Here is a 26,366-nt window from a genome sequence, read left to right as displayed (position 1 = left end):
TTAGAATTGTATTTCACTTTTTTTGTTCTTTTGTGCCGCAAAAAATAGCTTCATTTGCGTTTCTGCCCGCGTTAGGCTTTTGCAAATCTATGCAGCTTGATCTTCATTTCAATGATAGTATGTTTGACAGATTTGGTCCTTCTTTGTAAGTATTAGCGTAGATCGCTGATTTTGTTATGGATTTGCGCATCCAGGCCTTGAAAAACAGTTGTTACTCTCAAGGTTGATTTGATATGAAGCTTTTGTTGTGCAGTCTTTTAGTGTGATGTTGATTAGGTGACTATATTCCCTTTCCCGTTATTCTTTACTCTTCAACTTCTGGACAGCTCATGCCCGCTTCTCTTACACGCAATTTGGTTACTGGTGGTGCTGGTTTTCTGGGGTCCCATCTTTGCGATCGCCTGATGAAAGCCGGAGAAGAGGTGATCTGTCTGGACAATTACTTCACAGGGCGAAAGCAGAATATTGCTCATTGGATTGGCAACCCCCGCTTTGAGCTGATCCGCCATGACGTGACCGAGCCGATCAAGCTGGAGGTCGATCGGATCTGGCATCTAGCTTGCCCGGCCTCCCCTGTGCATTACCAGTTCAATCCGGTGAAAACGGCGAAGACCAGTTTTATTGGTACATACAACATGCTCGGATTGGCTCGGCGGGTGGGGGCTCGGTTGCTGTTGGCCAGCACCAGTGAGGTGTATGGCGATCCAGAGGTGCATCCCCAGCCCGAGAGTTATCGGGGTTGCGTGAATACGATTGGTATTCGCAGCTGCTACGACGAAGGCAAGCGCATCGCTGAAACACTTTGTTTTGACTACCAGCGCATGCATGACCTGGAGATCCGGGTCATGCGGATTTTCAACACCTACGGCCCGCGCATGTTGCCTGATGATGGCCGTGTGGTGAGCAACTTCATCGTGCAGGCGCTTAAGGGTGAGCCGCTCACTGTTTATGGCGATGGCAGCCAGACCAGGAGTTTTTGCTTTGTGGATGATCTGATCGAGGGGATGATGCGTTTGATGAATGGATCACATACCGGCCCGATCAACATCGGCAACCCAACCGAGTTCACGATCCTGCAGCTAGCTGAGCTGGTGCGAGAAAAGATCAATCCAGCGTTGGAGTTGATTTGTAAACCGTTGCCTCAAGATGATCCAATGCAACGCCAACCGGTTATTGATCTTGCGCAAAGAGAATTGGGCTGGTCACCTCGGGTGGAGTTGGAGCAAGGACTCGAGCCCACGGTTGCTTATTTCAAAGAATTGCTTAATGCTTGTCAGTTCTAATTGTTGTGGATGTATCTGTTTAGACATTTTGCCTTTTGCGATATGATGCAAGGATTGCAGCTCATCATTACATCACTCTGATATAGTATGATTTTTGAATATGATTGTTAGCTTGTATGCGCTATGTATTAGATGACGTTATCTTGGGAATTGTCGATTCTTTTTGTTTCCCAGAAATATTTTGTTTAGAATCTCCTTATTTGCGTAAATTTATTCATTTTATCATATGACTTGCGATTTTAAGAATGTCCTCGTTACTGGAGGTGCTGGTTATATTGGCAGTCACACAGTAAGAGCATTGCAGTCTCAGGGATTCAATCCAATAGTGTTGGATAATTTTGTTTATGGTCATGAGTATATCGTTAGAGATGTACTTAAAGTTCCCTTTGTCACAGGTCAGCTCGGAGATCGTGAACTATTAGAGAATGTGCTTTCTGGTCGCCATCCGTGCTGTAACAACCAAAAATGTATAGCTGTAATTCACTTTGCAGCATACGCTTATGTTGGTGAAAGTGTTATTAGCCCTCAAAAATATTACCGCAATAATGTGGGTGACTCTCTGGTTTTATTAGAAGTAATTCATTCATTGTCGCAGATCGATAAATCCAACCCTATTCCCATAATTTTTTCTAGCACATGTGCAACATATGGTATTCCTCCCGACAATTCCAAGATTTCTGAAAATTTTCCACAAAATCCAATCAACCCTTATGGAAGAAGCAAATTAATGATAGAAAATATGATTAAAGATTTTGGTAACGCATATAATATGCCAAGTGTTATATTTAGATATTTCAATGCGGCTGGAGCTCATCCGAAATGTGATTTAGGCGAGGATCATACCCCCGAAACTCATCTTATTCCACTTGTCTTGCAAACTTCTTTAGGCAGGCGTCCAGAAATTCATATTTATGGTGATGATTATGAAACGCCAGATGGTACATGTATCAGAGACTATATTCATGTTTGCGATTTGGCTGATGCACATGTTTTGGGGTTAAAAAAAGTATTGCATCAAAAAGAACAATTTGTTTTTAATTTAGGCAATGGTAATGGCACTAGCGTTCAGGAAGTAATTAAAGCTTGCGAGCTAATTACAGGTTTAGATATTCCTTCTAGGGTTTTTCCAAGAAGGGTTGGAGATCCCCCAGTTTTAGTATCGTCTTCCGAAAATGCATGTAAGCAACTTGGTTGGACCCCACGTTATCCAAGTATTGAAGTCATGATTAAACATGCTTTTAAATGGCATCAAAACCATGAAAGCATAGTATAATTTCAATATAATTTGTCTTTGTCATGATTTCTGTAGTTATACTGACTTTAAATGAACAGCAAGATCTTCCGGGCTGTCTTGATTCATTGCAATGGGCTGATGATATACATATTGTTGATTCTGGGAGTATTGATCTTACTCTTGACATTGCTAAAAGAAGACATGCAAAAATTTATTATAATAAATTTACTGGCTTTGGTGATCAGAGAAATTGGTCCTTGGAAAATTGCACTTTAAAATATGATTGGATTTTGTTTTTAGATGCAGATGAAAGATCTACACCGGCATTCGAAGAGTCTTTGGCTTCAAATATCCATTTTGCAAGTTCAGAAGCGACAGGTTTTTACTTGTGCTCTAAGACAATTTTAAATAATACTTGGCTTAGGTATTCAGATAATTTTCCAAAATGGCAATTCCGTCTTGTTAAAAAATATAGAGGCTCTTTCGTAAACTCTGGGCATGGGCAAAAAGAATGTGGAGATGTTAAGCATATTGAATATATTGATGAGCCTTACATTCACCTTGCTTTTTCTAAGGGCTGGAAGTATTGGCATGAAAAACACAAGCAATATGCAATTAATGATGCCAAGCAAGTTTTAGATAGTGCTATCTCTCCAATGGCTATTCTGTCATCTGCTGGCTCCCAAAGAAACCTTGCTATTAAGTCCTTCGTAAGGAGATTTCCGCTATGGCCTTATATACGCTTTGTGGCAACCTATATTTTTCAGAAAGGTTTTTTGGATGGAAAGAACGGCTTTCTTTATTGCAAAAAAATATTATGGTACGAAAAAAGAATTAAGCATGAGATGAATAAGCGTTTGTTGTCATGATTTTAGATTGATTCGTCTCAAGCTCCATGTAGTCTAAATTCAATATTTTCAAAAGCGACTTAATCGCGAAGCCTGTCACGCAAGTATGTTGGTTAATTGGAGTATTCGTTTTCGCTGGATACTGTTGATTCATGGATTCATGGCAGTGTGCAATTAGTTGACATTTAGAGGGATATGATTTTCTCAATATAACCAATCGTTTTTTTGTTTCAACCTGCCCCTAGAGGTTAATAGATTTAAGTGGGTGGCTTTTATTAAACAGTTTTGGCCCCTGACATCGTTAGCTCCTGACGGGAGGAATACAATGTAGACCTCATGGTTGGTTCTACCTCCCAGAGAGCTTTTTGGTCTTACATGGCAGTACCTCCACATGAATCGGGCCACGGAAATTTCAACCTCTAAGCCATCGAAGTGTGCACGTAGATATACTTCTAACTGGCTTTGCCGAAAAGCCGTTGACTATGTATATGACCCTGCACCACAACCTCTAAACATTGATGTTGTCATATCGTCGCTTTCTGCCTGAGCAGCTGATCTTGATTTTCCCTGTAGCTTTGCCACGAAAGCAGAGGTGGTGAACTGGAATCTTTGATCTGAGTTGAAGATTTCAGGTTTACGGCCACTCTTATGTGTCATCTCCAGTGCAACGAAACAGAACTCCATATCATGAATGTTCGAAAGCTTGCAGCTGTGAACATGTCGTAAATAGATCGGTGATCGCTACAAGACTGTGAATTCCTTTCCTCAGCGGTATGTATGTGATGCAGGTCACCTAGACTTAATTTACTCCCTTGATCTTCTTCAGGTTCACCAGATAGGGGAATCGCTCCGAGGAGTTGCCCTAATTATGGTGCGTGCCTTCTGGTGGATTGCCCGTAAACTCCCCTCTTCGGTCTCATCTCGCATTATGTTCCTAAGTCAGTTGATTTGTAATAAGCCTTGTATTGATTTATGGGGTAGTGAGCGAAGTTTGTTCAATCGCTAGCTCGAGCATATTTTTGCTTTGTTGGCCATTAGCGTTGGTTTAGTGTTGATTTTTCCATTTCTTCTTCTAATTGCTATCTACTTAGGTTAGCAGTCCTCTACATTTTTTATTGGCAAGATTGCTATGGGCTGGATGGCATGCCGTGCAAGTGTTTCAAGCCCGGGGCATGCGTGCGTTTGATTTCGCTGATCAGGCTGTGGTGAAGCAAGCAACCGCGGATGATCCGCGTATCGCTCCAGTTAAATGTTTTTGCGGTGTTGGAGTTTGGATGAACTATCTCAAAATCTCAATGTGCTCGCAGGTGATACAAGTCTCGTTAGCCCCAGGCCCCATGTCGTTCAACAGAATGAGCTTTATAGAAAGCTGATTCCTGGCATGACGCAACGCCATGCCTTTAAGACCGGAATCACAGTTTTGGCCCAGGTGAGTGATTAGCGAAGCTGTCATAAAAAAATTCAAAATCGTCGCTGATTCGTTTCAGGTCCTCTTCGATTGTCATCAACCATGTCCTGCTTACGTGGCGCCTAATTGCCAGCTCCATCGCGACCCTTTTGATCTCATGCTTGCAGCCGAATCCATTGTCGTTCGCATCGAGCAGGTATATGGCGTAATCTCTCTGTCCTCCAAAGGCGATTCCTCGTCCTCATAGCCGCCAGCTGTACTGATCCTCCGCTTGTCCTTTTTCTGTTGAAATTCGTACAACAACCGCACTTGGTTGTCTTGTTTTCAATCCTCATGGGATTTCCCCGCTTGAGTGTCGTTTTTGTTGGCTTCTGTCTGTTGCTTTGAACATCCTTCTTTACGGCCTCAATTACGCGCCGGAACCGGTTGGCATCGGCAAATACAGCGGTGAACTCGCCCGTTGGTTAGCGGCCCGTGGCCATAGCGTGCGTGTGATCACAGCGCCGCCTTATTTCCCCGCCTGGCAGATCGCAGCAGGTCATTACAACCGCTTTAGCCTGGAGCAGCGTGAAGGGGTTCGGGTGCGACGCTGTCCTCTCTGGGTGCCACGCCAGCCCAGCGGGCTCAAGCGCTTGCTGCATCTCGCCAGCTTCGCACTTTCCAGCCTTGGGCCCCTGCTGTTGCAACGTCGCAGGCGGCCTGATGTGGTGATCACCGTGGCGCCAGCTTTCTTCTGTGCCCCCGCTGCTCTTTGGCTTGGGCGCCTCTGCGGCAGTCGTACGATCACTTTGCTTCACATCCAGGATTTCGAGCTCGATGCTGCCTTTGAGCTTGGCCTGCTTAAGGGCCGGCTGCTCCGTTCCTTGGCAGAAACCTGGGAGCGCCGCACACTACGCAGCTTTGATCGTGTGAGCAGCATCAGCACCGCCATGGTGCAAAAACTGGGCACCAAAGGTGTGGCTCCTTCCCGATGTTTGCTGTTGCCCAACTGGGTCGACCTCGACGCGATCTGTCCGCAGCTGGGATCTGCTCGCCAGCAGAACTCCTACCGGCGTGAGTTCGGCATCACCCCTGATCAGATCGTGCTCCTCTATTCGGGCTCGATGAACAAGAAGCAGGGCCTGGAGATGCTCGCTGAGGTGATCCAACGCCTCAGCGCTCAACCCAACCTGGTGTGGCTCCTTGCCGGTGAAGGCCCTACCAAGGAAGAGCTCATCCATGCCACCGCCGGTCTGCCCCAGGTCCGCCACCTGCCCCTGCAGCCAGCAGAACGGATGGACGATTGGCTTAATGCTGCTGATATCCATCTGCTTCCTCAGAAAGCCGGCGCCGCTGATCTGGTGCTCCCCTCCAAACTTCTGGGTATTCTCGCCAGCGGTCGCCCTCTTGTGGCCAGTTCACCGGAGGGCAGTGAATTGTCCTTGCTGGCCGGCAACGCCGGGCGCTGTGTGCCACCCGGCGATGCCGCAGCCTTTGCGGATGCCTTGCATGAGTTGATCGAAAGCGCCGAGCTGCGGGCTCAATGCGGCGTGTTAGCTCGTCAACTCGCCTCTAGCCATTTTGGCAAAGATGCCGTTCTGCAGCGTTTTGAACAGCAGCTTTTCGCTTTGCACGGTTGAATAGTTTTGCTCCATCAAAGCTCCAATTCCTTGAAGCCCTCACCCTGGGGAGGTTTGTTACGCCTTCATGGCCAGGACATTGCCCGCCTGCAGCGTCTGCTCGATCCTCTCGTGCTCACGCTGCTGTTCTTATTGTTTGACTTAGGGGGTAAGGGGGGTGGAAGTGATGCCTGGTTGCCTTTCTGGGTTCTGGTGCCTCTGACGGTGCTCCTGATTCTTTCCCGTGCCGGGCTTTATACCAGCTATCGCCACCGCAGTCTGCGAGTGCTGATCCGTCGGATTACCACCTCCTGGTTGCTTGTGCTGAGTCTTCTGCTAACAGCAGCTTTCCTCAGCAAGAGTTCGGCATCGTTTTCGCGTCTCAGTAGCAGCCTCTGGGCCTTCAGTGGTTATTTATGGTTAATGTCCAACCACGTGCTGCTGCGTAAGTGGTTGCGATGGCATCGAAGTCAGGGAGGCAACAGCCGCACAATTGTCTATTGGGGTCTCCCTGATGCGGCTGAGGCTTTTGCTGAGCAGATCGCCAGCAACACATGGATGGGGTATCAGGTTATTGCTTGGTTTTCGCCAGTACCAATTCGCCCGGATCAACACTCGCAGAATCTGCCCAGCTGTTCTGGTGGCTTGCGAGAGCTACGTGATTGGTTGAAAATTCGCGATGTTGACCGCCTGGTGTTTAGTCACGTCACCCGTGATGGCCTGGGGATAGATCAGATGATTCAATTATTTGGAGATTGTTCCATCCCGATTGTTTATGCACCGCACTGGGCGCATCCCACGATGCGCTTCACGGTCGACAGCATCGGCACACAGCCCTGCATTGATCTCTGGGGAAGTGAGCGAAGTCTGCTTGACCGCCAACTGAAGCGCAGTTTTGATCTTTTTCTCACTGGCATCGGCGTGGTCTTGATTGCTCCGTTGCTCCTGGTGATTGCGATTGCTGTGAAGCTTTCCAGTCCAGGCCCTGTCTTTTACATGCAGGATCGTTATGGCCTTGATGGAAAGCGGTTCAAATGTTTCAAATTTCGCAGCATGCGTGTGCTCGACACTGCCGATCAGCAAGTGGTGAAGCAGGCCACGGCTGATGATCCGCGCATCACGCCTGTTGGATCGTTTCTTAGAAAATGGAGTTTAGATGAACTCCCTCAAATTTTTAATGTCTTAAAAGGAGATATGAGCCTTGTCGGGCCCAGGCCCCATGCTGTGCAACACAACGAGCTATACCGCAAAGTGATTCCTGGCTACATGCAGCGTCATGCCTACAAGCCTGGGATTACCGGTTTGGCTCAAGTGAGTGGCTGGCGGGGCGAAACGCGTAACCTTTCTGACATGGAAAATCGCATTTATGCCGATTTGGCCTATCAACGTGACTGGAGCCTCAAGCTCGATATCAAGATCTTGATCAAAACCTTCCTGCGTCTTCGCTCAGGAAATGCCTATTGAATGGATCGATTGCAAACCAATTTCCTTGGTTTGGTTCAGTTGGCGCGAGCCTTTGCTCTATGTGCTCTTCACTCCTTGGTTGCTTTCATTATTCGCTGGCCTGTTAATTACAGCGTTAACTGTTGTGCTGTCGATTCGATTGTCTTGGTTGAATCGCTCGTTGATTGTGATCAGTGCGGTTCTGTCGGTGAATATTATTTATTCTCCACTGGCCACCCAATGGCTCAGCGTCTGGCTTTCATCCCAGCTGCCACAGACGTTTGAGCGTGCTGAGGATGCACCTCGGCCTGTTGCAGTGTTATTGGGTCGTGGAGCGAAAATTGGTAGGGCAACTTCCAGGAAGGCTGCCCAACTTTTGAACGATCACAAGGTGGAGGCCGTTTATGTGTCTGGTGATCGCCTTTCGACGGCTCAGCGGGTTGTGAAACTTGGTGCACCAGCGGAGCGTGTAGCTGGTGATTCCTGCGCCCGAACCACCTGGCAAAACGCCACGCGCACTAATGCTTGGCTCCAAAGAAACCATCCAGAGGCACCGGTGCTATTGATTACCGACCCCTGGCAACTTCCCCGTGCTGCCCATGCCTTTGCCGGTCAGGGGCTTAAAGTTATGCCCATGGCTATTTCTCCACAGCTCAATAGCCGCACCCGCAATCGCCTGGCGTTGCGTGAAACCGCTGGCACGCTCCTTTATCGTTTGCAGGGACGGATGTGATCACAACTCAAGAGTTTTGGGCTTAACTTCATAGTCCTCCAGATATTGGCGCAAGTGGTTTGGAAGATGTTGATCCAGCGCTTGTTCCCTGCTCATCCAAGTTGTGGCAATGATTTCTAGCTGATCAATTTCTATCGGTGGTCGACTTGCTGCATGAATTGAATTGATTAGGTGTTGATCCCACAGCAAGGCAAAGATCGTCACTGTGTTGAGCCCACCCGGTTGTCTTTCTGAGATGGTCCATGGATCCTGCAACCAGTTGCTTTCGATCGCAAGTCCCAGTTCTTCATGAAGTTCACGTACAGCTGCATCACGTGCACTTTCACCAGCTTGAATACCTCCGCCCGGTAAGCCGTAGCCTCTTCGGTAGCTGGTTTGCACCATTAGCAATTGGTTGCTCAGCCAGATCGCAACGAGACTTCCATGGGTATGGGGTTTGCGGATCAGCCGGTAGAGCTCATAGGTCCATGAGGCTATCTGCAGTAGGTGCAATCGGCGGGCTATATATTTCAGTCGATGCTTGGTGAACATTGGCTTCTTGCAGTGCCAGATATGGTGATTTTCAACGGAAGGCTCATGATCAAAAGTGACTCTGTCAGCAAGATTGCTTCAGTTTCATCTTATTGTCTTCAAGCTGTTCACCCTGCTTCAGCATTCAGCCCTTTTGATCCAACGCTTTGAGAATGGTCATTACTTCTTGTGCCGTTGTCAGGGCTTGATCAGTTTCATCTGGGTCGAACAATTCAAAGGGCAGGGTGACATCCATCGGGTAGCTGGATTGGATCGCCATGCGGCTGAGGCTCCTCAGCGGCAGTGCTTCTAATTTCTGAGTTTCCAGACCTGTCTGTTGTAGCCGTTCCACCAGGTCGTTAAGCACGTGCGTCTAGGGCGGCTCCAGCCCCTATTCCAGCAATGCACTTTTTAAGCTTTTCCCAGCTACATATGAAACATAAAACAAGCTTGGGCAAAAAACCGTTGTTTTTCGGAAACTGAGCATGCTCAAGGTCGTTCTGGGCTTGGCGCAGCTATGCATCGGCCCGACTTTCATGGAATCTCCGCCAGCCGCGGGATGGGGATTGGCAGCATTGCGCCAGATCGCCGAATCGCTCTCAGGCAACTGAGCCCAGTCCTCACTGTCGAGACCAATCATGTCGTCTGCAAGAGCGGGGTTGTAGGTGTGGCTTTTGAGGTTGCGGATGCAGATCATTGTCATCCAGTTGCGTTCTTTGCCGGCAGGCAATAGGTCTTTCGCTACTACTTCCCGAACGGCATCTCGGGAGTCGCTGATGCCTCTGACACCTTGATCAACCAGGAAGTCTTTCAACAGAAGCCAGCTGAGTTTGTTGGTGAATTCAAAGGCTTGAATCAAGCCCTGCTGCTTCAGCTCGCTGAGTGGGTGGCTGCTTGTAAGAGTAAGCGCTAATTTGAGGGTAGCCAGTGCTCATTCGTCATTCTCAAGACGCTGCAACCAGCGCACATCAGCGTCTGCCATGGAAGCCAATGCATTCACTGCACATAGAGAGGCAACGATGGGGTCGGACAGGCCTGACAACGAGCCTTGTCTGTGCATGAGCTGCTTGCTTTGATCCATTGGATACGCTCTCATCTCGTATGCAGAATTTCGTTCTCCTTGCCCCGTCGAGATGTTCGACGCTGATGTCGGTGAGGACGTCTTGAGCGCTCTGATCACCTTGTTGTTACTGGTGCTGGCAATCGCATGTTTCGTTGGCGGTTGGCTTGCACCGGAACTGGTTGCCTTGTTGGCTGCAGGCTTGCTGATGGCCACAGGCGTGCTCACGCCAACGGAAGCCCTCGCTGGTTTCGGCAGTCCTGCCTTGATCACCTTGGTGGGTTTGTTTGTGCTCTCCAATGGCTTGCTCCACAGCGGAGCCTTGGATCGGTTGCGGGAATTGCTGGCCTCCCCCCGGATCCGTAATCCCAGCCAGTTGATGCTGGTGTTGGGATTTGTGGTGGCTCCGATCTCCGGGTTCATTCCCAACACTCCGATTGTGGCGATCTTGCTGCCGGTGGTGCAGGGTTGGTGTCAACGCCGTGGGATCAGCCCCTCGCGAGTGTTGATGCCCTTGTCCTTTGCCACTCTGATTGGCGGCACGATCACCCTGATTGGCACGTCCACAAGCTTGCTCGCCAGTGATCTGGTGACGCGCCTGGGCTATGGCTCCTATGGGCTGTTTTCATTCACTGCGATCGGTATTCCGGTATGGCTGATCGGTGCCTGCTATCTGGTGATTGCTGGTCGCTTCTTGCCCGATCGCGGTGATCAAAGGGATGACAATCTTCAGGCCTTGAGCCGAGATGGGTACCTCACCGAGGTGGTGATCCCAACCCTTTCGCCGCTGTGCGGCGTCACCCTGTATGCAAGCAGGCTGCAACGTCGATTTGATGTGGATGTGCTCGATGTGCATCGCGATGGGCAACGACTTCAGCCTCCTCTGGCGCAGTTGCGTTTGCAAGCGTCTGATCGCTTGCTGTTGCGCTGCAGCCGTCAGGAGCTGTTGCGCTTGCAGCAAGACCGGATGGTGGATTTAGCCGGCACCCTTCTCGCAGAAGAGCTCCCCCACATCCGCCACACCGAAGTGTTGGTGCCTTCCGGTTCCTTTTTGGCAGGTGCCACGCTGTGTGAGCTGCGCTTTCGCCAACGTTTTAATGCCACGGTGTTGGCGGTGAACAGGGCCAACAGCACCCTGCGTGATCGCCTGGGACGGGTGGTGCTGAGAGAGGGAGACATGCTGCTGCTGCAAGCTCCGCTTGATGCTTTGCGAGGACTGCAGCAAGCCAGTGATCTGGTGGTGCTGGATCAGCTCGACGACGATCTGCCCTCCACGCACCGCAAGGGTTTGGCGATCAGCGTGATGTTGGCCGTGCTGCTGCTCGCCGGCTTCAAGGTGATGCCCCTCGTCGCCGCTGTGCTCGTGGGTGTGGCGGTGTTGGTGATCGGCAACTGCCTCGATGCCGGAACGGCTCTGCGTTCGATTCGCTGGGATTTGTATCTGCTGCTGGGTGGTTTGTACAGCTTCAGTGTGGCCCTGCAGAAAACGGGTCTTGCTGATCAGGCGGCCTCCAGCCTGCTCACGTTGCTCCAACACAGCTCCGCTTTTGGAGCCTTGCTGGTGATCTATGCGATCACCCTGGTGGCCACTGAACTGCTCAGCAATGCGGCTGCCGTAGCCCTGGTTTTACCGATCGCTGCTGCTGTGGCCACCGGCTTGGAGCAGCAGCCGATGTTGTTTGCCACCGCTGTGGTGTTTGCTGCCAGTCAAAGTTTTCTCTCGCCGATTGGCTATCAAACCAACTTGATGGTCTATGCCCCTGGCCGCTATCATTTCTTGGATTTTTTCCGTTTTGGTTGGCCCCTCTCGCTGGCCTACACCCTGATGGTCCCAATACTGTTGCTTAATTTGTCATAAACTTCGTCAACTCCGGCGGTGGGGTGAGCAGCGCTCGCAGTGATGCGGAGGCGGTCGCTACCAATGCTTGGTGCAACAGCCTGGCATGCCACCAACTGCTGCAGAGATTTGTGCACTGGGGATGGAGAGGCTGGTGCTGGAGGGAGCGGCTAACCCTTATGGAGCAGCGGCCCGGCTGACGGCTATGCCTGTTCCGCATCTGTATCTGTTCAACCGCGTCGAGCAAGCGGAAAATCTGGCTTTGGTCTCAGCCAGGCAGTTGCGGCCTGCTGGTCTGTTCGTTGAATTGGATGGTTCCGGTACTGCCTTTTGCGAGCAGTTCAAGCGAGCCGATCGCAGTGGCTCTGCCTGGGCTGCGGTGATGGGGATGAGGAAGCTGAAGCCGGTCAGTTGCGTCTTAAGCCGTTGTTGGCCGAGGGCGAGGAGAGTTGTTTGGTGCTGAATGATCCGGATGCAGTAGTGGCCATCCTCCAGACCAATATTTAGATGCGGTTCGCTCATTGTGATCAGCGATAACCTTCCTGCATTTGATGGCTAAGCTCCAAACCTTAATGTCTGATGCTTCTATTCATTCGATCTGCTGCATTGGTGCCGGTTATGTGGGTGGACCGACTATGGCGGTGATTGCTGATCGCTGTCCTGAAGTTCAGGTCACCGTTGTTGATATCAATCAGACCCGTATTGATGCCTGGAATCACAGCGATCTGGGCAAGTTGCCGGTGTACGAACCAGGCCTAGATGCCGTAGTGGGGCGTGCGCGAGGTCGCAACCTGCATTTCTCAACGGCTGTGGATGATGCGATCGCCGCTGCAGACATGGTGTTCATCTCGGTGAACACACCCACCAAAACCAAAGGGCTTGGTGCCGGGCAGGCCAGCGATTTGCGCTGGGTGGAAGCCTGTGCCAGGCAGGTGGCCAAATCGGCAACGGGCCACACGATTGTGGTGGAGAAGAGCACCCTGCCGGTGCGCACCGCGGAAGCGGTGAAGGCCATTCTCTCTGCTGCGGAGCAATCTGCTGATGGAGCTCAACGTAGTTTTGCGGTGCTGTCCAACCCTGAGTTTTTGGCGGAAGGCACCGCGATCCCTGACCTTGAATCACCCGACAGGGTTCTCATCGGCGGGGAACATCCTGAGGCCATCGAGGCCTTGGCATCGGTGTATGGCCATTGGGTGCCGCAGGAGCGAATCCTGCGCACCAACCTCTGGAGCAGTGAGCTCTCCAAGCTCACGGCCAACGCCTTTTTGGCCCAAAGGATCAGCTCGATCAATTCCGTTGCGGCCCTCTGTGAAGCCACGGGCGCTGATGTGCGTGAGGTGGCCCGGGCGATTGGCACTGATAGCCGCATTGGTTCAAAATTTTTGAAGGCTGGTCCGGGCTTTGGTGGCAGTTGCTTTCAGAAAGACATCCTCAATCTTGTGTATCTCTGTAGGCATTTTGGGCTTCCTGAGGTGGCCAACTACTGGGAATCGGTGGTGCAACTGAACAGTTGGCAGCAGCACCGCATTGCTCGCACGGTGGTGCAGAAGCTGTTTGGTACCGTCACAGGCAAACGCCTGGCCATTTTTGGTTTCTCCTTCAAGGCAGACACCAACGACACCCGTGAAGCCCCGGCCATCCGCATTGCCAAAGACCTTCTGGAAGAGGGTGCTCAGCTCGCCATCCATGATCCCAAGGTGGATCCCGATCAAATCGCTCGCGATCTGAACTTGCCCGCCAGCACCGCACCGGATTCCGAGTCCGGCCCTACGCGAGCTGCACTCAGCGGTGAGGGCACCTGGTGGCCCACTGGCGACATCGCCTCGGCGTTGAAGGGAGCTGATGCCGTGCTCATCCTCACGGAGTGGAGTCAATACCAAGAGCTCGATTGGACAGCATTGGCTTCATTGATGCGTCAGCCCGCCTGGGTGTTTGATGCCCGATCGGTGGTCACACCGGCTGAGGTGCAGGCCGCTGGTTTGAATCTCTGGCGTGTGGGTGAAGGCCAGCCATGACCCGCCCGGTTTTGGTGACAGGTGCTGCCGGTTTTATCGGCGCAGCCCTCAGCCTGCGGTTGCTGGAACGCGGCGAACGGGTCGTTGGTATCGATAACCTGAACAACTACTACGACCCCAAGCTCAAACGCGCCCGCTTTGCACGAATTGAGCAGGCAGCTACTGCGGATGCCTGGCGGTTTGAAGAGCTAGCGCTGGAGGATTGTGAAGCGTTGATGGCTCTGTTTGCTGCAGAGCAACCACGGGTGGTGGTCAACCTGGCAGCGCAAGCGGGCGTTCGCTACTCGTTGGAGAACCCAGCGGCCTACATCCAGAGCAATCTGGTGGGTTTTGGCCACATCCTTGAAGGCTGTCGTCATCACGATGTGGACAACCTGGTTTACGCCTCAAGCAGTTCTGTTTATGGCGGTAATCGCAACCTGCCGTTCCATGAGCGTCAGCCGGTGAATCATCCGGTGAGTCTGTACGCCGCCAGCAAGAAAGCCAACGAGCTGATGGCCCACACCTACAGCCATCTCTATGGCCTCTCGGCAACCGGTCTGCGCTTTTTTACGGTTTATGGCCCCTGGGGCCGGCCGGATATGGCACCGATGCTTTTTGCTAAGGCGATTCTGGCTGGTGAGCCGATCAAGGTGTTCAACCACGGCAAGATGCAGCGTGATTTCACCTACATCAACGACATCGTCGAAGGCGTACTGCGCTGCTGCGACAAACCAGCAACCGCCAATCCCGAATTCGATCCGCTTCAGCCCGATCCGGCAACGGCTGCTGTGCCGCATCGCCTGTTCAACATTGGTAATAGCCAACCCATAGAACTGCTGCGCTTCATTGAGGTGTTAGAGCAGGCGCTGGGCAAAGAAGCGATCAAGGATTTTCAGCCGATGCAGCCTGGTGATGTGGTGGCGACTGCTGCGGATACCCAGGCTCTTGAGGAGTGGGTGGGTTTTCGCCCCAGAACCCCCATCGAAGACGGTGTCGAGCGCTTTGCAAGTTGGTACTGCGATTTTTACGGCGTCTGAGTGGCATGACCACTGGGCTGAAGGTTTTCTATGGCCTATTGGCTGAGCAAAATCCTGCCTCTTTTTGTGTTGCCTCTTGACCTGAGTCTGGTCATGCTGTCTGTGGGCTTGATCGGTCGCTGGCGCTGGCAAGTGATCAAGGCTGTTGTATTGCTCTGGATTTGTTCGCTGGGGTTGGTGAGCTAGGCACTCTGGCGCTGGTTGGAGAACCCTTGGCAACCCTCGCTACCCCAACAGTCCAGGCAGTCCAGCGGTTTTGATGCCGCTACTCCAAGAACTGCTGGCCCATCCGGCCCATGTGTTTTGGCCTGATTCGCTCTCCTGGAATGAGGCTGATCTGTTTTTGTCAGATGAGCTCCTGCATCATGGTCAAATCACGGACACCTATCTGCTTGCTCTGGCGGTTCATCACGAAGGAGTGCTGATCAGCTTTGATCAACGACTGAGACCTCGATCGGTTCGCGGAGGGACGGCGGTTTTACAGCTCATCCAACCAGAGTCCTCTTGAAGTAATCGGTGCTCTTGTCCAGGAAGTTGTGGATTCAGCAGCGGTCGTAATAGCGCTTACCATCCTCCCGTTTCTGGCGGTGTCGCCCGGCTTCTCTGCGCGAATACTCGCTTGCTGTGGGGTTGGCCACGACAGGGTCAACATGCGCAACCTGTCCCCATAAGTCTCTTGGAGCCCAGCGCACGGTGTGATTCACTTGGTCGTGCTTGATCACATGGCACCAGTGCAAGCTCCCGCATTTGGGGCAATACAACTCCTCCAACCACTCATTGCTGAGCACCAGAACCGGATAGGCGTTGATTATCAGCTGGGCGCGTTTAGCTGGAATGCCTCGCTCTTGCAATTGACCTGGCTGCAAGAGATGCAGGTAATACTTCCTGCCATTGCCTTCGATGAGTTGCTCAGGGTGCGCGGGACAAAAGAGTTGCCGCTTCCTGGGGCGGCGATTGCGTTTGGTTGAACTTGACACCTTTGAGTCGGCTTGCTTCTGGACAAAAAGAACCATCAGAGACTCACTAGCTCACCAATCGTATGCCGGCGACGATGCAGAAATTGCATCATGAATTGCATTTCTTCTGCGATCAAAGCTGATACGGTCGATCAATTATGAAACGCTTGTATAGGCTGGAAAAACCCCACAAAAAAACCGGGTATGTACCCGGAATTTTTAAATGAAACGACGAAACTATTTAGGCCGAGCCAACACCGGTGTAGGAACCATAAAAGAACAATCCGACAACAAAGATTGCAGCCATACCGCCTGCAGTGGCGACAAGCCAAAGAGGCAATGTTCCTTCTGTCCAGCGTGAGCGCCACTTGACCGCAGGAGTGCCGTCAGGAAGTCGATCAGGTATACGGCCGTCAGGGAGACCGGATTTCTTACCGCTCATGGTTTGAATCCTCAGTTAAAGAAATAGCTGGAAAACAGAATGCCTGTGACGAACACAAACAGAAGACCCAGATAAAGACTGGTTCGGTTGAGTTCAACCGGCAGGGTATTGGGGTTTTTGTTGCGCTCCATGATGTCTCAGAACTGGTGGGGAATCAGCGGCGAATGAATTGCATGGCGGCCAAAGCGCCGATAAAAAACACCGCGGGGACTCCCAGGGTGTGCAACGCGAGCCAGCGCACGGTGAAGATCGGATAAACGCGTGGCTTGGAAGAGGTGGGTGTTTGAGTCATGAAAAATTCTTATTTCAGCCGTGAGTCGAGGCTCGACTTACCCTCGAAGCGCTGATCAACAACGGGAGCTTTACTCTCGCTGGCTTGGTAATACGAGTCAGGGCGAGGAGTTCCGAAGGCGTCATAGGCAAGGCCTGTAGACACAAACAAAAACCCGGCCAGGAAGATCGAAGGCAGGGTGATTGCGTGAATCACCCAGTAGCGGATGCTGGTGATGATCTCGAAAAACGGGCGTTCGCCCGTTGAGCCGCCGGCCATGACTTCGGGTGTAAGAGCTTAAATATCCTAATGGCATGAGTCCGGTTACTGCGCCTCAACCCAGCTAGTTGGTTACAGAGCGTTGTTCGCTACGAGTTCTCAATAGCTGTCAAGTCAGCGCTGACCAGCGCAGCATCAGACCCCGCTCACCCAACAGAAACGCGTGCTGTTGGCGATCAGTGTCGTCGAAAACAAAGCGAGTGAAATTAGTTGGAGCCTGAATGCTTTCAGGATCACGTTCCCAGCTGTTGCCCTCATCGCGGCTAACCAGCAGGGTTCCGTTGCCGCCGCTGGCCCAGATCGCTCCGTCGTCAGACCAAGCCATGTCCAGATAGCCATAGCCGTTGGTGATGGGGATGATCGGTTTGCTCCAGCTTTCGTTGTCGGCAGCATCCTCGTTGAAGCGAATCTGAGCTCCTCGAGCCACCATCCACAGTTTTCCATTGGGCTGGTAGCCAATGCTCTGCAGCCTTTGACTGCTCACACGCTGGTGAACCTGCCAGACCGGCTGTCCTGGATCCCAGGTGGCGTAGAAGTTGCCCAGGCTGCTCACGCTGACGTAGGCACCATCAGGACTGCGGCGCAGGTCACGGGTTGCACCTGCTGCATCACTCACTTCGGCGTCCCAGCTGCCACCACCATCACTGGTTCGGTAAACAGCTCCCACATTGGTGGCCAGCTCCGCATTGTTCGGCCCGAGGGCAGTGATCAGGTAGGGCTCGCCTGGCAACTTGGTGTCCAAGAACAACCGCGTCCAGTTCTGGCCCCCGTCAGTGGTGTGCATCAGCAGGCCAGGCTGTCCGGCGATCCAGCCGTCATCAGCATCAAAAGCAATGCTGATCAGGCGGAAGTTCTCTTCCTCCGGCAGATCCAGGCTGCGCTCGTTCCAGCTTGCGCCACCATCGTTGGTCTCCAGAATCAGGCGGTTACTGCCCACCAGGAAGCCATGGTCAGCACTGGTAAATGCGATATCCAGCGGATTGGCCTGGGTGTTGAGATTGATCACCTGCCAGGGGCTGGTGGTCGCGGTCGGAACTTTGGTGGTCACGCAACCAGCGAGCCCGAAGCCGATGCAGACCACGAGTGCCAGCTGTGCAAGGGATTTAATCAGAGAATTCATGCCGGATCGAGATAAAGGCAGGCTTGGAGAAATGCGCAAGATTTCAGTGCGTCAAGACTTAGCGCAGTGAATACAGCGAAAGGAAAAATGCGAATCCCAAAGCCAGGCTGCCAAAGATCAGCACATTCTTCTGGCCAGGAGTCAATCGATTGACGCCCAGACCGAAATCGAGATTCTCTTCGAAACCGCTGGCTTTCGATCGTGGTCCGATATCTCGGAACGCGCCAACTCTGCTGCGGCAGACCGGACAGCGAAATGTGAATGCGTCTAGCTGTTGAAAAGCAGTTCCCGATTCGATCCGCAACTTCTTGACACCTTCTTCGGGGTCATAGACGAATCCGCAGCTCCTGCACTCGAAACGGTGTGTGAGTGGATCGCTCGCCTGCTCAGCCAGAGTTTTTTCCGGGGCGCGGACCTTCGCCTCAACCGCTTCATCTGGGGAAGCCCCCGATTCAGACCCCTGTTGCAGATCTGAATCAGCGGTGATTTGACCCGCAGGATCCTGCGGCGCTTGTTGTTCGTCGCTCACCGCTGACAGACATGGGAGACCACTCTATCGACGTCAACTGAAGAAGCGTCAGGCAGAGGTTGCAAATGCCAGACTGAGCCGCAGATTGGATCCGCACAGATGTTTGTGCTCCAGGGTTATGACGCCTTCCTCGGCTTCTTGCTGATAGCGGGAGCTGTGCCTGTGCTGGCCTTGGTGACCAACAAGCTGGTGGCACCGCGCAGCCAGGTTGGTGAGCGAGAGCTCACCTATGAATCCGGCATGGAGCCGATCGGCGGAGCCTGGATTCAGTTCAACATCCGCTATTACATGTTCGCGCTCGTCTTCGTGATCTTTGATGTGGAGACGGTTTTCCTCTATCCCTGGGCCGTTGCATTCCACCGACTAGGTATTTTGGCTTTCATAGAAGCGCTGGTCTTCATTGCCATCCTCGTGGTGGCTTTGGCCTATGCCTGGCGCAAGGGCGCCCTGGAGTGGAGCTGATCCCATGACCTCATCGATCGAACGAGCTGCAACAACAGACGAAGCCCCCTCGATTCAGGCCGTCCGAGATCTGAGGGAATCCAGCTGTGGTCCAGTGGCAGGCGCTGCCGATGGCGTGCCAACGGTCACCCAGGACCTCAGTGAAAACATCATCCTCACCAGTCTTGATGATCTGCACAATTGGGCTCGCTTGAGCAGTCTCTGGCCACTTCTTTATGGAACGGCCTGTTGCTTCATTGAATTCGCTGCCTTGCTGGGTTCCCGTTTTGATTTCGATCGTTTCGGTCTTGTGCCACGCAGCTCACCTCGCCAGGCAGACCTTCTGCTCGTTGCCGGCACGGTCACGATGAAGATGGCCCCCGCATTGGTGCGTCTGTATGAGCAGATGCCCGAACCCAAATATGTGATTGCGATGGGCGCCTGCACCATCACCGGCGGCATGTTCAGTTCGGACTCAACCACGGCTGTTCGCGGGGTCGACAAGCTGATTCCCGTTGACCTGTATCTCCCGGGCTGCCCGCCGAGGCCTGAAGCGATTTTTGATGCGGTGATCAAGCTCCGCAAAAAAGTGGCCAACGAGTCTGTGGCCGATCGTCGTTTGCTGATGCAAACCCATCGTTACTGCACGGTCGAGCATGCGATGACCCCCGTTGAACCCATCGTCACCGGCGCCTATCTGCGCGCTGAAACGCAGGTTGCCGCTCTCCAGCCAGGCGCCGGACTGCCGATGCCGGCACTGGAGACAGCTGAGCCCGTCACGATCCCTGAGGAATCATGAGCGCCACCCCTGAGAAGCAAACCAAAGCTGACGTTCCAGTAACTACAGGCCCCGAGCCCGGGCCGGTCAGTCAATGGCTGAGTGAGCAGGGCTTTGAGCATGCAGTGCTGGATCCCGACCATGTTGGAGTTGAACAGATCGGCGTTGAGGCACTGTTTCTGCCTGTGATTGCGGCAGCTCTGAAAAGCCATGGCTTTGATCATTTGCAGTGCCAGGGCGGCTACGACGAGGGCCCCGGGCAGCAGCTGGTCAGCTTCTATCACTTCATTGCATTAGGGGAAGTTGCCGACGGGCTCGTGGATCAGCTGCGCGAAGTGCGTCTGAAAGTGTTTCTGTCCAGAGAGGGAGAACCAACTATTCCCAGTCTCTATGGCCTGTTTCGAGGAGCTGACTGGCAGGAGCGAGAAACATTCGACATGTTCGGGATCAGTTTCGAAGGCCATCCCCATCCCAAACGTTTGCTGATGCCCGAAGACTGGACCGGCTGGCCGTTGCGCAAGGACTATGTGCAGCCAGATTTCTACGAAATGCAGGACGCTTACTGAGTCAGCTCGCCATTAAGGGTTTGTCGGTCTTGTGCTTCCTGTAAAAGCGCATCACTCCCAGAGCCAGGCTTCGGGGATCGTGCCTCATAGTTGCTGTGGGCCGCGTCCCCTGAAGGGGAGCTTCCATCACGTCGTATCCCTCGCTCTCCAGCTCGCGACGATTGCAGATCACCGGCTCGGCACCGCGTGAGCGGTAGTGGTTGATCAGTGGTGATTCGTGGATTGGCTCCTGTGCCAGCACGGCATCAAACAACCGATTGTTGATTCCCAGAGAGGCCAGCTGCGCTTCGATGGCCCTCAGATGTCCGCTCACATCCAACCCATCGGTTTCACCAGGCTGCGTCATCAGATTGCAGATGTAGAGCCTTGGTGCGCGGCTGCGCTGGATCGCACTCACCAGTTCAGGCACCAGCAGGTTCGGAAGCAGCGAGGTGTAGAGGCTGCCAGGTCCAAGCAGGATCAGATCGGCTTGGGCAATGGCTTCAAGAGCCCTCGGCAGCGCGGGGGGGCGTTCCGGCAGACAGCCCAGGCGAACAATCGGGCTCGGGGCCTTTCCGATCGCCGATTCCCCTTCAATGCGCCGGCCGTCTTCCAGTTCCGCCCACAGCCGCACATCCACATTGGTTGCCGGCACCACCTGTCCCTGAACCGCCAGCACGCGGCTGGAGGCCGTGATCGCGGTTTCCAGGCTGCCGGTGATGGCGGTGAGCGCCGACAGGAACAGATTGCCGAAGCTGTGACCTTCCAGTCCGCCTCCGGCTGAGAACCGGTATTGGAAAAGACGTGTCAGCAGGGGTTCTTCGGTGGAGAGTGCGGCCAGACAGTTGCGGATGTCGCCCGGAGGCTGCACCCCCAGTTCCCTGCGCAGCACTCCGCTGCTGCCGCCGTCATCTGCCACGGTGACGATGGCCGTGATGTGGCTGCTGTAGCGCTTGAGGCCGCTTAACAACGTGGACAGTCCGGTTCCACCTCCGATGGCCACGATGTTTGGCCCACGATTCAGCCGACTTTTGGCGCGAAGCGCATCCACCAGCACGGTGTCTTTTTCAGGTGCCAGCGCCTGCTGGATGGATCCGAAGCTGCGGCTCTGCCCCCAGAGCAGCAGGCCCACTCCCACAAGCAGCACCAATGGTCCGGTGATTCCCCTCGGCAACACCCGGGTGATCCAGCTCAGGGATTCCTGGATGGCCCAGAGCATCCAGTAGATCGGCTGCAGGTCGGCCCAGACGGCAGCGCCGAGCAGGGCCAGCATCAGTCCGATCCCGGAGGTGAGCAACCAGCGCTTCACCACCAGACCTGGCTGAAGCCAACTCACCGCTCGGCGTGAGCGCAACATCAGATCACGCTGCCGTGCAGCTTGTATGGCTCGGATGCGTTGACGGCGTCCGCGGTGAGTGGGGCTGCTCAAGTGGTATCCGGGGCCAGGGTTGTCGTTTCCCTTGCGATGAGGGAACTGTACGGAAGTTGTTCCTGATGGCCATCCCTTCAGTGCAAACGAGGCAAGATGGGCGCGCAACGCACAACAGCTCTGTGCAGACCCGGCTGGACCCGACATCTCCAGCAACCCAGGTTCCTGTGGTGGAGATGCGTGACCTCACGATGCAGTGGGGGGCCAAGCCTGTGCTCGACAACGTGTCACTCTCCATGCAACCGGGAGAGCGCATTGCCGTGGTTGGGCCTTCAGGCGCGGGCAAATCCACGGTCCTGCGCCTGCTGGCAGGGCTGCAGCTGCCCACAGACGGTGAGCTGCGCCTGTTTGGGGAACTGCAGGACTACCTTCGCCTCGATCAGCGTCGTCCGCCCGACGTGCGTCTGGTGTTTCAGAATCCTGCCTTGCTGGCCTCCCTCACGGTTGAGGAAAACGTTGGCTTTCTGTTGATGCGTCTTGGGCGCTTGAAGCCTGCCCAGATCAAAGAGCGCGTTCAGCAGTGTCTTGAGGCAGTCGGGCTCAATGATGTGGCCGATAAATACCCAGGCCAGCTCAGCGGCGGCATGCAGAAACGTGTGAGTTTCGCCAGGGCACTGATTGATGATCCCGATCGTGAAGAAGGGGCGATGCCCCTGTTGCTCTACGACGAGCCGACGGCGGGGCTGGATCCGGTGGCCTCAACCCGGATTGAGGATCTGATCGTGAAGACCACCACCGTGGCCCGTGGCTGTTCCGTTGTGGTGAGCCATGTGCACAGCACCATCGAGCGTTCGGCGGAACGGATCGTGATGCTCTACGGGGGGCGTTTCCAATGGGACGGAACGGTGGATGAGTATCGAGCGACCGATAACCCCTACGTCGTTCAGTTCAGGACAGGTAACCTTCGCGGACCAATGCAGCCCTCTGACCAATGAGCCATGCGCCGTAGTGTCCGTGAAGCCCTTGTTGGGTTTTCGATCGTCGGAGCGATCGCAGGATTTGCAGGCACCATGCTTTGGCTCCGAGGGGTGCGTCTCGGTTCGGAGACCTGGACGGTGACTGCGGATTTCGCCAATGCCGGAGGACTGGCGGCCCGTTCACCGGTCACGTTCCGGGGAATCATGGTTGGCACGGTGCAATCCATTGAAGTCACACCAATGGCGGTGAAGGCAACCCTGGAGATCAGTGCCGATGATCTGAAACTTCCCTTGCCTGTGACGGCCTCTGTTTCGTCCTCCTCCCTGCTGGGGGGTGATTCACAGGTCGAACTGGTCACAACCGGTGCGCCGCTGCCCAAGGATGCACCAAAGCCGAATTCAGGCCGTTGCCCAAAGAGCGGCATCCTTTGCAACGGAGCCACGTTGCCAGGCGAGTCGGCTGCCAGTCTCACCACCGTGACGGCTTCCCTCGAGCAGCTGCTTGATGAAGCCAAGAAGTCGAATCTGATCCCCACGTTGGTGGAGTCCACCAAGCAGTTCGGGATCACCAGTCAGGACGCCTCCAAGTTTCTCGACACAGCCGATGTGGCTGCGGAGAACGTCGACACGCTGGTCAGCCAGCTGCGTGCCGAGGTGGCCAGAGCCAAACCCACGATCCAAAATCTGAACAGGGCCACTGCTGAAGCGGCTCAGGCTGCGGCACACATCAACAACCTGGCTGGGGCCATCGACAACCCTGAAACGGTCAGTGATCTCAAGCAGACGGTGACCAATGCCCGTGAACTCACAGCTCGCATCGATCAGGTGGGGGGCGACATCGAACAGCTCACCGATGATCCCCGTTTCATGCAAGGGTTGCGCAGCGTAATGATCGGGCTCGGCACCTTGTTCGAGGAGGTTTATCCCGCTCAGACCAACTCTTCACAGTGAAGTTGAGGTGTCAGGTCACTGCATTGATCGCCTCCATGGCGATCGATGCGATCGCCTGATCACTGGCCTTGGGCAGCTGCACGTATTTGCCCCCGGCAGCTTCGGCCAGATCTTTGCCCATGCCACTGCCGATGAATTTGCGTTCGGTGTCGATCACCAGCAGCTTGATGCCCAGCATCCGGTAGCGCGCCGCGACATCCAGCACTTCCTGTTTGAGGTCGGGCTTTTCTTCGCCTTCCAGCTCAGGCTGGCCGAGGGATGTACTCAGTGGCACGTTGCCACGACCATCGGTGATCGCCACCACCACCACCTGGCCCAGGTCGCCTGTGGCCAGTGCATTGGCGCCAACGCGGGCTGCCTGGGTCAATCCGTGGGCCAGCGGTGATCCGCCGCCGCAGGGCATCGATTCCAGGCGCCGGCGCGCTGCGGTGATTGAGCGTGTGGGAGGCAGCAGCACCTCGGCCTGATCGCCGCGGAAGGGGATCAGCGCCACCTCGTCGCGGTTTTCGTAGGCCTCGGTGAGCAGCCTGATCACGGCACCTTTGGCGCTTTGCATGCGGTTCAGGGCCATGGAGCCGCTGGCATCCACCAGGAAGATCACCAGGGCTCCGGCCTGGCGCTGCAACAGCTTGGCGCGCAGATCGGCTTCTTCAACGATCACGCTGCGTCCAGGCTGGCGTTCTCGCCTTGCTTTCTGATAGGGCGCCGCCGCACGCAGCGTGGCGTCCACGGCGATGCGGCGCACAGGCCCCCTGGGCAGCATCGGTTTGACATAACGGCCGCGGCTGTCGCTGAGCACCACCGAACGACTGCCGCTGCTGCCGCTCTTGCTCTTTGCAGCGTTGAACAGCAGCAGGTCGGGATCAATGGATACCGCCTCGGGATCCAGCATGAACTCTTCGGGGACCGAGGGCGGTGCCTCGTCCTTGTCAAGCTCTTCATCCCCATTGTCGTTGTTCTCGTCTTCACCGCTGTCGCTGGAGTCCTCCTCGGGAGGCTCGTTCTGATCCTGATCAGACCCTTCAGGCGGCGGTGGCTGATTCTCCGGGTTCTGCTCGCCCGCGTCCGGTGGCGGCGGGTTCTGGTCCTGAGGGGGTTCCGGCGGTGGCGGTGGCTCCATCTGCTGATCCGGCGGCGGCAGTTGCGACGCGCGCGGTGCGATCACCAGGGCCACAGCCACCTGCAGGTCGTCCGCTTCGACCTGTTCACGGCCGCTGAGGGCTGCATGGGCCCTGGCAACACGCACGGCATAGAGCTCGGATCGGTGCCCCTCCACGCCTCCGCGGATCGCTTCGGTCACCAGGTATTCGATCTGCTCATGGCTGATGCGCACGTCCGGTAACCACTGCCGGGCCAGCAGCAGCTGGGTCGCCAGAGCATCGGTTTCCTCCTTCCAGCGCTCGGAAAAGCTGCGGCTGCACTGGCCGTGGCTCAGCACCGCATTGGTGATTTCCACGCGTTCTTCCGTGCTCACCAGCTGATTGGCTGAGAGGGCGATCGCAAAGCGGTCGAGCAGGTGGTCGCGCACATTGCCCTCTTCGGGGTTGTAGGTGGCGATCAGCAGCGGTCTGCAGGGGTGGCTGAGGCTGAGGCCTTCCCGTTCCACCTGGTTTTGGCCAGAGCCCACCGCTGCCAGCAGCAGATTGATGATGCCGTCATCGAGCAGGTTGAGCTCATCGACGTAGAGCACCCCGCGATGTGCTTCGGCGAGCAACCCCGGCTGGAACACGGGGCTGCCGCTGGCCAGTGATGCGGCCACGTCCACGGCACCCACCAGTCGGTCCTCAGTGATGCCGAGGGGCACCTGCACGAAAGGAGCGGGAATCACCTTGGAGGGTGGTTCGCCGCTCAGCTGCTCGCGCCAGCTCCCATCCCATTCCTCTGGTCTGGTCGGATCGAGGTTGAGTCCGGGACCTGCAGGCACATCGGTGCTCTCCTGATCCAGCACCTCGATTGGTGGCAGCAGGGCGTGCAGGCCCCGGGCCAGAACCGATTTGCCGGTGCCTCTGCCTCCGGCGATGATCACCCCGCCGAGGCTGGGGTCCACCGCTGCCAGCATCAGCGAAAGTTTCAGCGTTCCATGGCCTGTGATGGCTGCCAGTGGGAAGGCGCGACTCGCCTGTTCCTGAGCAGCTGTGCTGGCCAGTCCGCTGCCGACCCCTCCACCTGAAACCATGAATGTTTGCCGGCCCTGCGCGTGAGCGCCAGTCTCGCTGATCAGGCTCATCCTCTCGCCATCGCTCTTGGGGCGAATCTGCCCAGCAGTACAGGTGTGCCCCGCCAGACCTTGATCGCGGTGCGTCCTCTGCTGGAGCAACTTGTAACGACCTGGGCCGGGACTGGGGCGGGAGAGATCCGCTGCTCCTGGTCGCCACTGCTGGAGACGATTCCGGTGGGCGGGCCTCCAAGGCAGCCCCTGTACTGCAATGCCGTGGTGGTGTTCAACGCTCTGCAGCGTCCTGCTTCCGAGACTGCGGCCTTGGAGTTGCTCACGAAGCTGCATCAGCTTGAGCGATGTTTCGGGCGTGATCGGCGTCAGGAGCTGCCATGGGGTCCGCGCAGCCTTGATTTGGATCTCCTCTTCTGGGGTGAATGGCGTCTGGACCATCCGCGCCTGGTGTTGCCTCACCCTCGCCTGCACCTGCGCGCGTTTGTTCTTGAACCCCTGCTGGCAGCCATGCAGCGTTCAGAGAACTGGCTTGCCTGATCCCATTGCTGTG

At 54.7% G+C, this 26,366-nt stretch carries 32 protein-coding genes and 1 pseudogene; 20 read left to right on the top strand and 13 right to left on the bottom strand.

Features of this window, described 5'->3' with window-relative positions; genetic code table 11:
- Window positions 1–329 precede the first annotated feature (329 nt).
- The 7 genes from SIB83_RS06065 to SIB83_RS06035 all read left to right on the top strand — a co-directional run bounded on the left by SIB83_RS06065 (window position 330) and on the right by SIB83_RS06035 (window position 8,547).
- Window positions 330–1,283: a UDP-glucuronic acid decarboxylase family protein gene (locus SIB83_RS06065; RefSeq protein ID WP_413747062.1), complete on the top strand. Its 954-nt coding sequence runs from the start codon at window positions 330–332 to the stop codon at window positions 1,281–1,283.
- Window positions 1,284–1,509: 226 nt separating this feature from the next.
- A complete protein-coding gene (gene galE, locus SIB83_RS06060) occupies window positions 1,510–2,556 on the top strand; it encodes a UDP-glucose 4-epimerase GalE (RefSeq protein ID WP_413747061.1) in 1,047 nt (348 codons plus the stop codon).
- 23 nt (window positions 2,557–2,579) lie between these two features.
- Window positions 2,580–3,386: a glycosyltransferase family 2 protein gene (locus tag SIB83_RS06055; RefSeq protein WP_413747060.1), complete on the top strand. Its 807-nt coding sequence runs from the start codon at window positions 2,580–2,582 to the stop codon at window positions 3,384–3,386.
- Between the two features lie 1,228 nt (window positions 3,387–4,614).
- The gene (locus SIB83_RS06050; RefSeq protein WP_413747059.1) at window positions 4,615–4,806 is read left to right on the top strand and encodes a sugar transferase; all 192 of its coding nucleotides are present in this window, start codon (window positions 4,615–4,617) and stop codon (window positions 4,804–4,806) included.
- Between the two features lie 350 nt (window positions 4,807–5,156).
- Entirely contained in the window at window positions 5,157–6,392 is a 1,236-nt protein-coding gene (locus SIB83_RS06045; RefSeq protein ID WP_413747058.1) for a WcaI family glycosyltransferase, read from the top strand.
- Window positions 6,393–6,503: 111 nt separating this feature from the next.
- On the top strand, window positions 6,504–7,835 hold the full coding sequence (locus SIB83_RS06040; RefSeq protein WP_413747057.1) for an undecaprenyl-phosphate glucose phosphotransferase: 1,332 nt from the start codon (window positions 6,504–6,506) through the stop codon (window positions 7,833–7,835).
- Complete coding sequence (locus SIB83_RS06035) at window positions 7,825–8,547, top strand: YdcF family protein (protein ID WP_413747056.1); 723 nt, start codon at window positions 7,825–7,827, stop codon at window positions 8,545–8,547. The genes SIB83_RS06040 and SIB83_RS06035 overlap by 11 nt, the downstream gene beginning before the upstream one ends.
- Here SIB83_RS06035 and SIB83_RS06030 read toward each other — a convergent pair whose 3' ends face one another.
- From SIB83_RS06030 to SIB83_RS06015, 4 genes are all read right to left on the bottom strand, one after another.
- Window positions 8,548–9,078: an NUDIX hydrolase gene (locus SIB83_RS06030; RefSeq protein WP_413747055.1), complete on the bottom strand. Its 531-nt coding sequence runs from the start codon at window positions 9,076–9,078 to the stop codon at window positions 8,548–8,550.
- 124 nt (window positions 9,079–9,202) lie between these two features.
- Complete coding sequence (locus SIB83_RS06025; RefSeq protein ID WP_413747054.1) at window positions 9,203–9,424, bottom strand: hypothetical protein; 222 nt, start codon at window positions 9,422–9,424, stop codon at window positions 9,203–9,205.
- A gap of 24 nt (window positions 9,425–9,448) precedes the next feature.
- Window positions 9,449–9,931 (bottom strand): nucleotidyltransferase substrate binding protein, encoded by a 483-nt coding sequence (locus SIB83_RS06020; protein WP_413747301.1) that lies wholly within the window; start codon window positions 9,929–9,931, stop codon window positions 9,449–9,451.
- A gap of 57 nt (window positions 9,932–9,988) precedes the next feature.
- A complete protein-coding gene (locus tag SIB83_RS06015; RefSeq protein WP_413404193.1) occupies window positions 9,989–10,138 on the bottom strand; it encodes a hypothetical protein in 150 nt (49 codons plus the stop codon).
- A gap of 52 nt (window positions 10,139–10,190) precedes the next feature.
- Between SIB83_RS06015 and SIB83_RS06010 the strand changes: the two genes are divergently transcribed.
- The 6 genes and pseudogenes from SIB83_RS06010 (at window position 10,191) to SIB83_RS05985 (ending at window position 15,496) form a co-directional block, all read left to right on the top strand.
- Complete coding sequence (locus SIB83_RS06010; RefSeq protein ID WP_413747053.1) at window positions 10,191–11,975, top strand: SLC13 family permease; 1,785 nt, start codon at window positions 10,191–10,193, stop codon at window positions 11,973–11,975.
- A gap of 43 nt (window positions 11,976–12,018) precedes the next feature.
- A pseudogene (locus tag SIB83_RS06005) lies at window positions 12,019–12,461 on the top strand (His/Gly/Thr/Pro-type tRNA ligase C-terminal domain-containing protein); the annotation flags it as partial.
- A 65-nt stretch (window positions 12,462–12,526) separates the two neighbouring features.
- Entirely contained in the window at window positions 12,527–13,969 is a 1,443-nt protein-coding gene (locus SIB83_RS06000; protein ID WP_413747052.1) for a nucleotide sugar dehydrogenase, read from the top strand.
- A complete protein-coding gene (locus tag SIB83_RS05995; protein WP_413747051.1) occupies window positions 13,966–14,988 on the top strand; it encodes an NAD-dependent epimerase in 1,023 nt (340 codons plus the stop codon). The genes SIB83_RS06000 and SIB83_RS05995 overlap by 4 nt, the downstream gene beginning before the upstream one ends.
- A gap of 30 nt (window positions 14,989–15,018) precedes the next feature.
- Entirely contained in the window at window positions 15,019–15,174 is a 156-nt protein-coding gene (locus tag SIB83_RS05990; RefSeq protein WP_413404184.1) for a hypothetical protein, read from the top strand.
- 73 nt (window positions 15,175–15,247) lie between these two features.
- Window positions 15,248–15,496, top strand: coding sequence for a hypothetical protein (locus SIB83_RS05985; protein WP_413747050.1), 249 nt, complete (start codon window positions 15,248–15,250; stop codon window positions 15,494–15,496).
- Between the two features lie 34 nt (window positions 15,497–15,530).
- On the opposite strand, the gene SIB83_RS05980 is transcribed toward SIB83_RS05985, so the two are convergent.
- Entirely contained in the window at window positions 15,531–15,692 is a 162-nt protein-coding gene (locus tag SIB83_RS05980) for a hypothetical protein (protein WP_413404179.1), read from the bottom strand.
- An 18-nt stretch (window positions 15,693–15,710) separates the two neighbouring features.
- Here SIB83_RS05980 and SIB83_RS05975 point away from each other — a divergent pair, with 18 nt between their 5' ends.
- Window positions 15,711–15,956, top strand: coding sequence for a hypothetical protein (locus SIB83_RS05975; RefSeq protein ID WP_413439640.1), 246 nt, complete (start codon window positions 15,711–15,713; stop codon window positions 15,954–15,956).
- A gap of 229 nt (window positions 15,957–16,185) precedes the next feature.
- Here SIB83_RS05975 and SIB83_RS05970 read toward each other — a convergent pair whose 3' ends face one another.
- From SIB83_RS05970 to SIB83_RS05945, 6 genes are all read right to left on the bottom strand, one after another.
- On the bottom strand, window positions 16,186–16,386 hold the full coding sequence (locus SIB83_RS05970) for a photosystem II reaction center protein J (protein WP_413404175.1): 201 nt from the start codon (window positions 16,384–16,386) through the stop codon (window positions 16,186–16,188).
- Window positions 16,387–16,397: 11 nt separating this feature from the next.
- A complete protein-coding gene (locus SIB83_RS05965; RefSeq protein ID WP_066904825.1) occupies window positions 16,398–16,517 on the bottom strand; it encodes a photosystem II reaction center protein L in 120 nt (39 codons plus the stop codon).
- 23 nt (window positions 16,518–16,540) lie between these two features.
- A complete protein-coding gene (psbF, locus tag SIB83_RS05960; RefSeq protein ID WP_074160697.1) occupies window positions 16,541–16,678 on the bottom strand; it encodes a cytochrome b559 subunit beta in 138 nt (45 codons plus the stop codon).
- A gap of 9 nt (window positions 16,679–16,687) precedes the next feature.
- Window positions 16,688–16,936: a cytochrome b559 subunit alpha gene (gene psbE / locus SIB83_RS05955; protein WP_413404174.1), complete on the bottom strand. Its 249-nt coding sequence runs from the start codon at window positions 16,934–16,936 to the stop codon at window positions 16,688–16,690.
- Between the two features lie 109 nt (window positions 16,937–17,045).
- Window positions 17,046–18,056, bottom strand: coding sequence for a photosynthesis system II assembly factor Ycf48 (locus SIB83_RS05950; RefSeq protein ID WP_413404172.1), 1,011 nt, complete (start codon window positions 18,054–18,056; stop codon window positions 17,046–17,048).
- A 58-nt stretch (window positions 18,057–18,114) separates the two neighbouring features.
- Window positions 18,115–18,585 carry a rubredoxin gene (locus SIB83_RS05945; protein ID WP_413404170.1) on the bottom strand — a complete coding sequence of 157 codons (471 nt, stop codon included), beginning with the start codon at window positions 18,583–18,585 and terminating at the stop codon, window positions 18,115–18,117.
- 99 nt (window positions 18,586–18,684) lie between these two features.
- Here SIB83_RS05945 and SIB83_RS05940 point away from each other — a divergent pair, with 99 nt between their 5' ends.
- The 3 genes from SIB83_RS05940 to SIB83_RS05930 are packed head-to-tail and all read left to right on the top strand — an operon-like array spanning window position 18,685 to window position 20,370.
- Complete coding sequence (locus tag SIB83_RS05940; RefSeq protein WP_413404168.1) at window positions 18,685–19,047, top strand: NAD(P)H-quinone oxidoreductase subunit 3; 363 nt, start codon at window positions 18,685–18,687, stop codon at window positions 19,045–19,047.
- A gap of 4 nt (window positions 19,048–19,051) precedes the next feature.
- The gene (gene nuoB, locus SIB83_RS05935) at window positions 19,052–19,825 is read left to right on the top strand and encodes an NADH-quinone oxidoreductase subunit NuoB (RefSeq protein WP_413404166.1); all 774 of its coding nucleotides are present in this window, start codon (window positions 19,052–19,054) and stop codon (window positions 19,823–19,825) included.
- Window positions 19,822–20,370, top strand: coding sequence for an NAD(P)H-quinone oxidoreductase subunit J (locus SIB83_RS05930; RefSeq protein ID WP_413747049.1), 549 nt, complete (start codon window positions 19,822–19,824; stop codon window positions 20,368–20,370). Before nuoB ends, SIB83_RS05930 begins: the two co-directional genes overlap by 4 nt.
- Window position 20,371: 1 nt before the next feature.
- Here SIB83_RS05930 and SIB83_RS05925 read toward each other — a convergent pair whose 3' ends face one another.
- Window positions 20,372–21,706, bottom strand: coding sequence for a gluconeogenesis factor YvcK family protein (locus SIB83_RS05925; protein ID WP_413406134.1), 1,335 nt, complete (start codon window positions 21,704–21,706; stop codon window positions 20,372–20,374).
- 263 nt (window positions 21,707–21,969) lie between these two features.
- Here SIB83_RS05925 and SIB83_RS05920 point away from each other — a divergent pair, with 263 nt between their 5' ends.
- Together SIB83_RS05920 and SIB83_RS05915 are read left to right on the top strand one after the other, a co-directional pair.
- Window positions 21,970–22,713 (top strand): ABC transporter ATP-binding protein, encoded by a 744-nt coding sequence (locus SIB83_RS05920; protein WP_413747300.1) that lies wholly within the window; start codon window positions 21,970–21,972, stop codon window positions 22,711–22,713.
- A gap of 3 nt (window positions 22,714–22,716) precedes the next feature.
- A complete protein-coding gene (locus tag SIB83_RS05915) occupies window positions 22,717–23,646 on the top strand; it encodes an MlaD family protein (RefSeq protein ID WP_413747048.1) in 930 nt (309 codons plus the stop codon).
- A 10-nt stretch (window positions 23,647–23,656) separates the two neighbouring features.
- On the opposite strand, the gene SIB83_RS05910 is transcribed toward SIB83_RS05915, so the two are convergent.
- Window positions 23,657–25,822 (bottom strand): magnesium chelatase subunit D family protein, encoded by a 2,166-nt coding sequence (locus SIB83_RS05910; RefSeq protein WP_413747047.1) that lies wholly within the window; start codon window positions 25,820–25,822, stop codon window positions 23,657–23,659.
- 21 nt (window positions 25,823–25,843) lie between these two features.
- Between SIB83_RS05910 and folK the strand changes: the two genes are divergently transcribed.
- Entirely contained in the window at window positions 25,844–26,353 is a 510-nt protein-coding gene (gene folK, locus SIB83_RS05905) for a 2-amino-4-hydroxy-6-hydroxymethyldihydropteridine diphosphokinase (protein WP_413747046.1), read from the top strand.
- Window positions 26,354–26,366: the final 13 nt, after the last annotated feature.

This window comes from Synechococcus sp. MIT S9507 (assembly GCF_047304715.1).
GTDB lineage: Bacteria > Cyanobacteriota > Cyanobacteriia > PCC-6307 > Cyanobiaceae > Synechococcus_C.
This window is presented reverse-complemented; position numbering and strand designations above follow the sequence as displayed.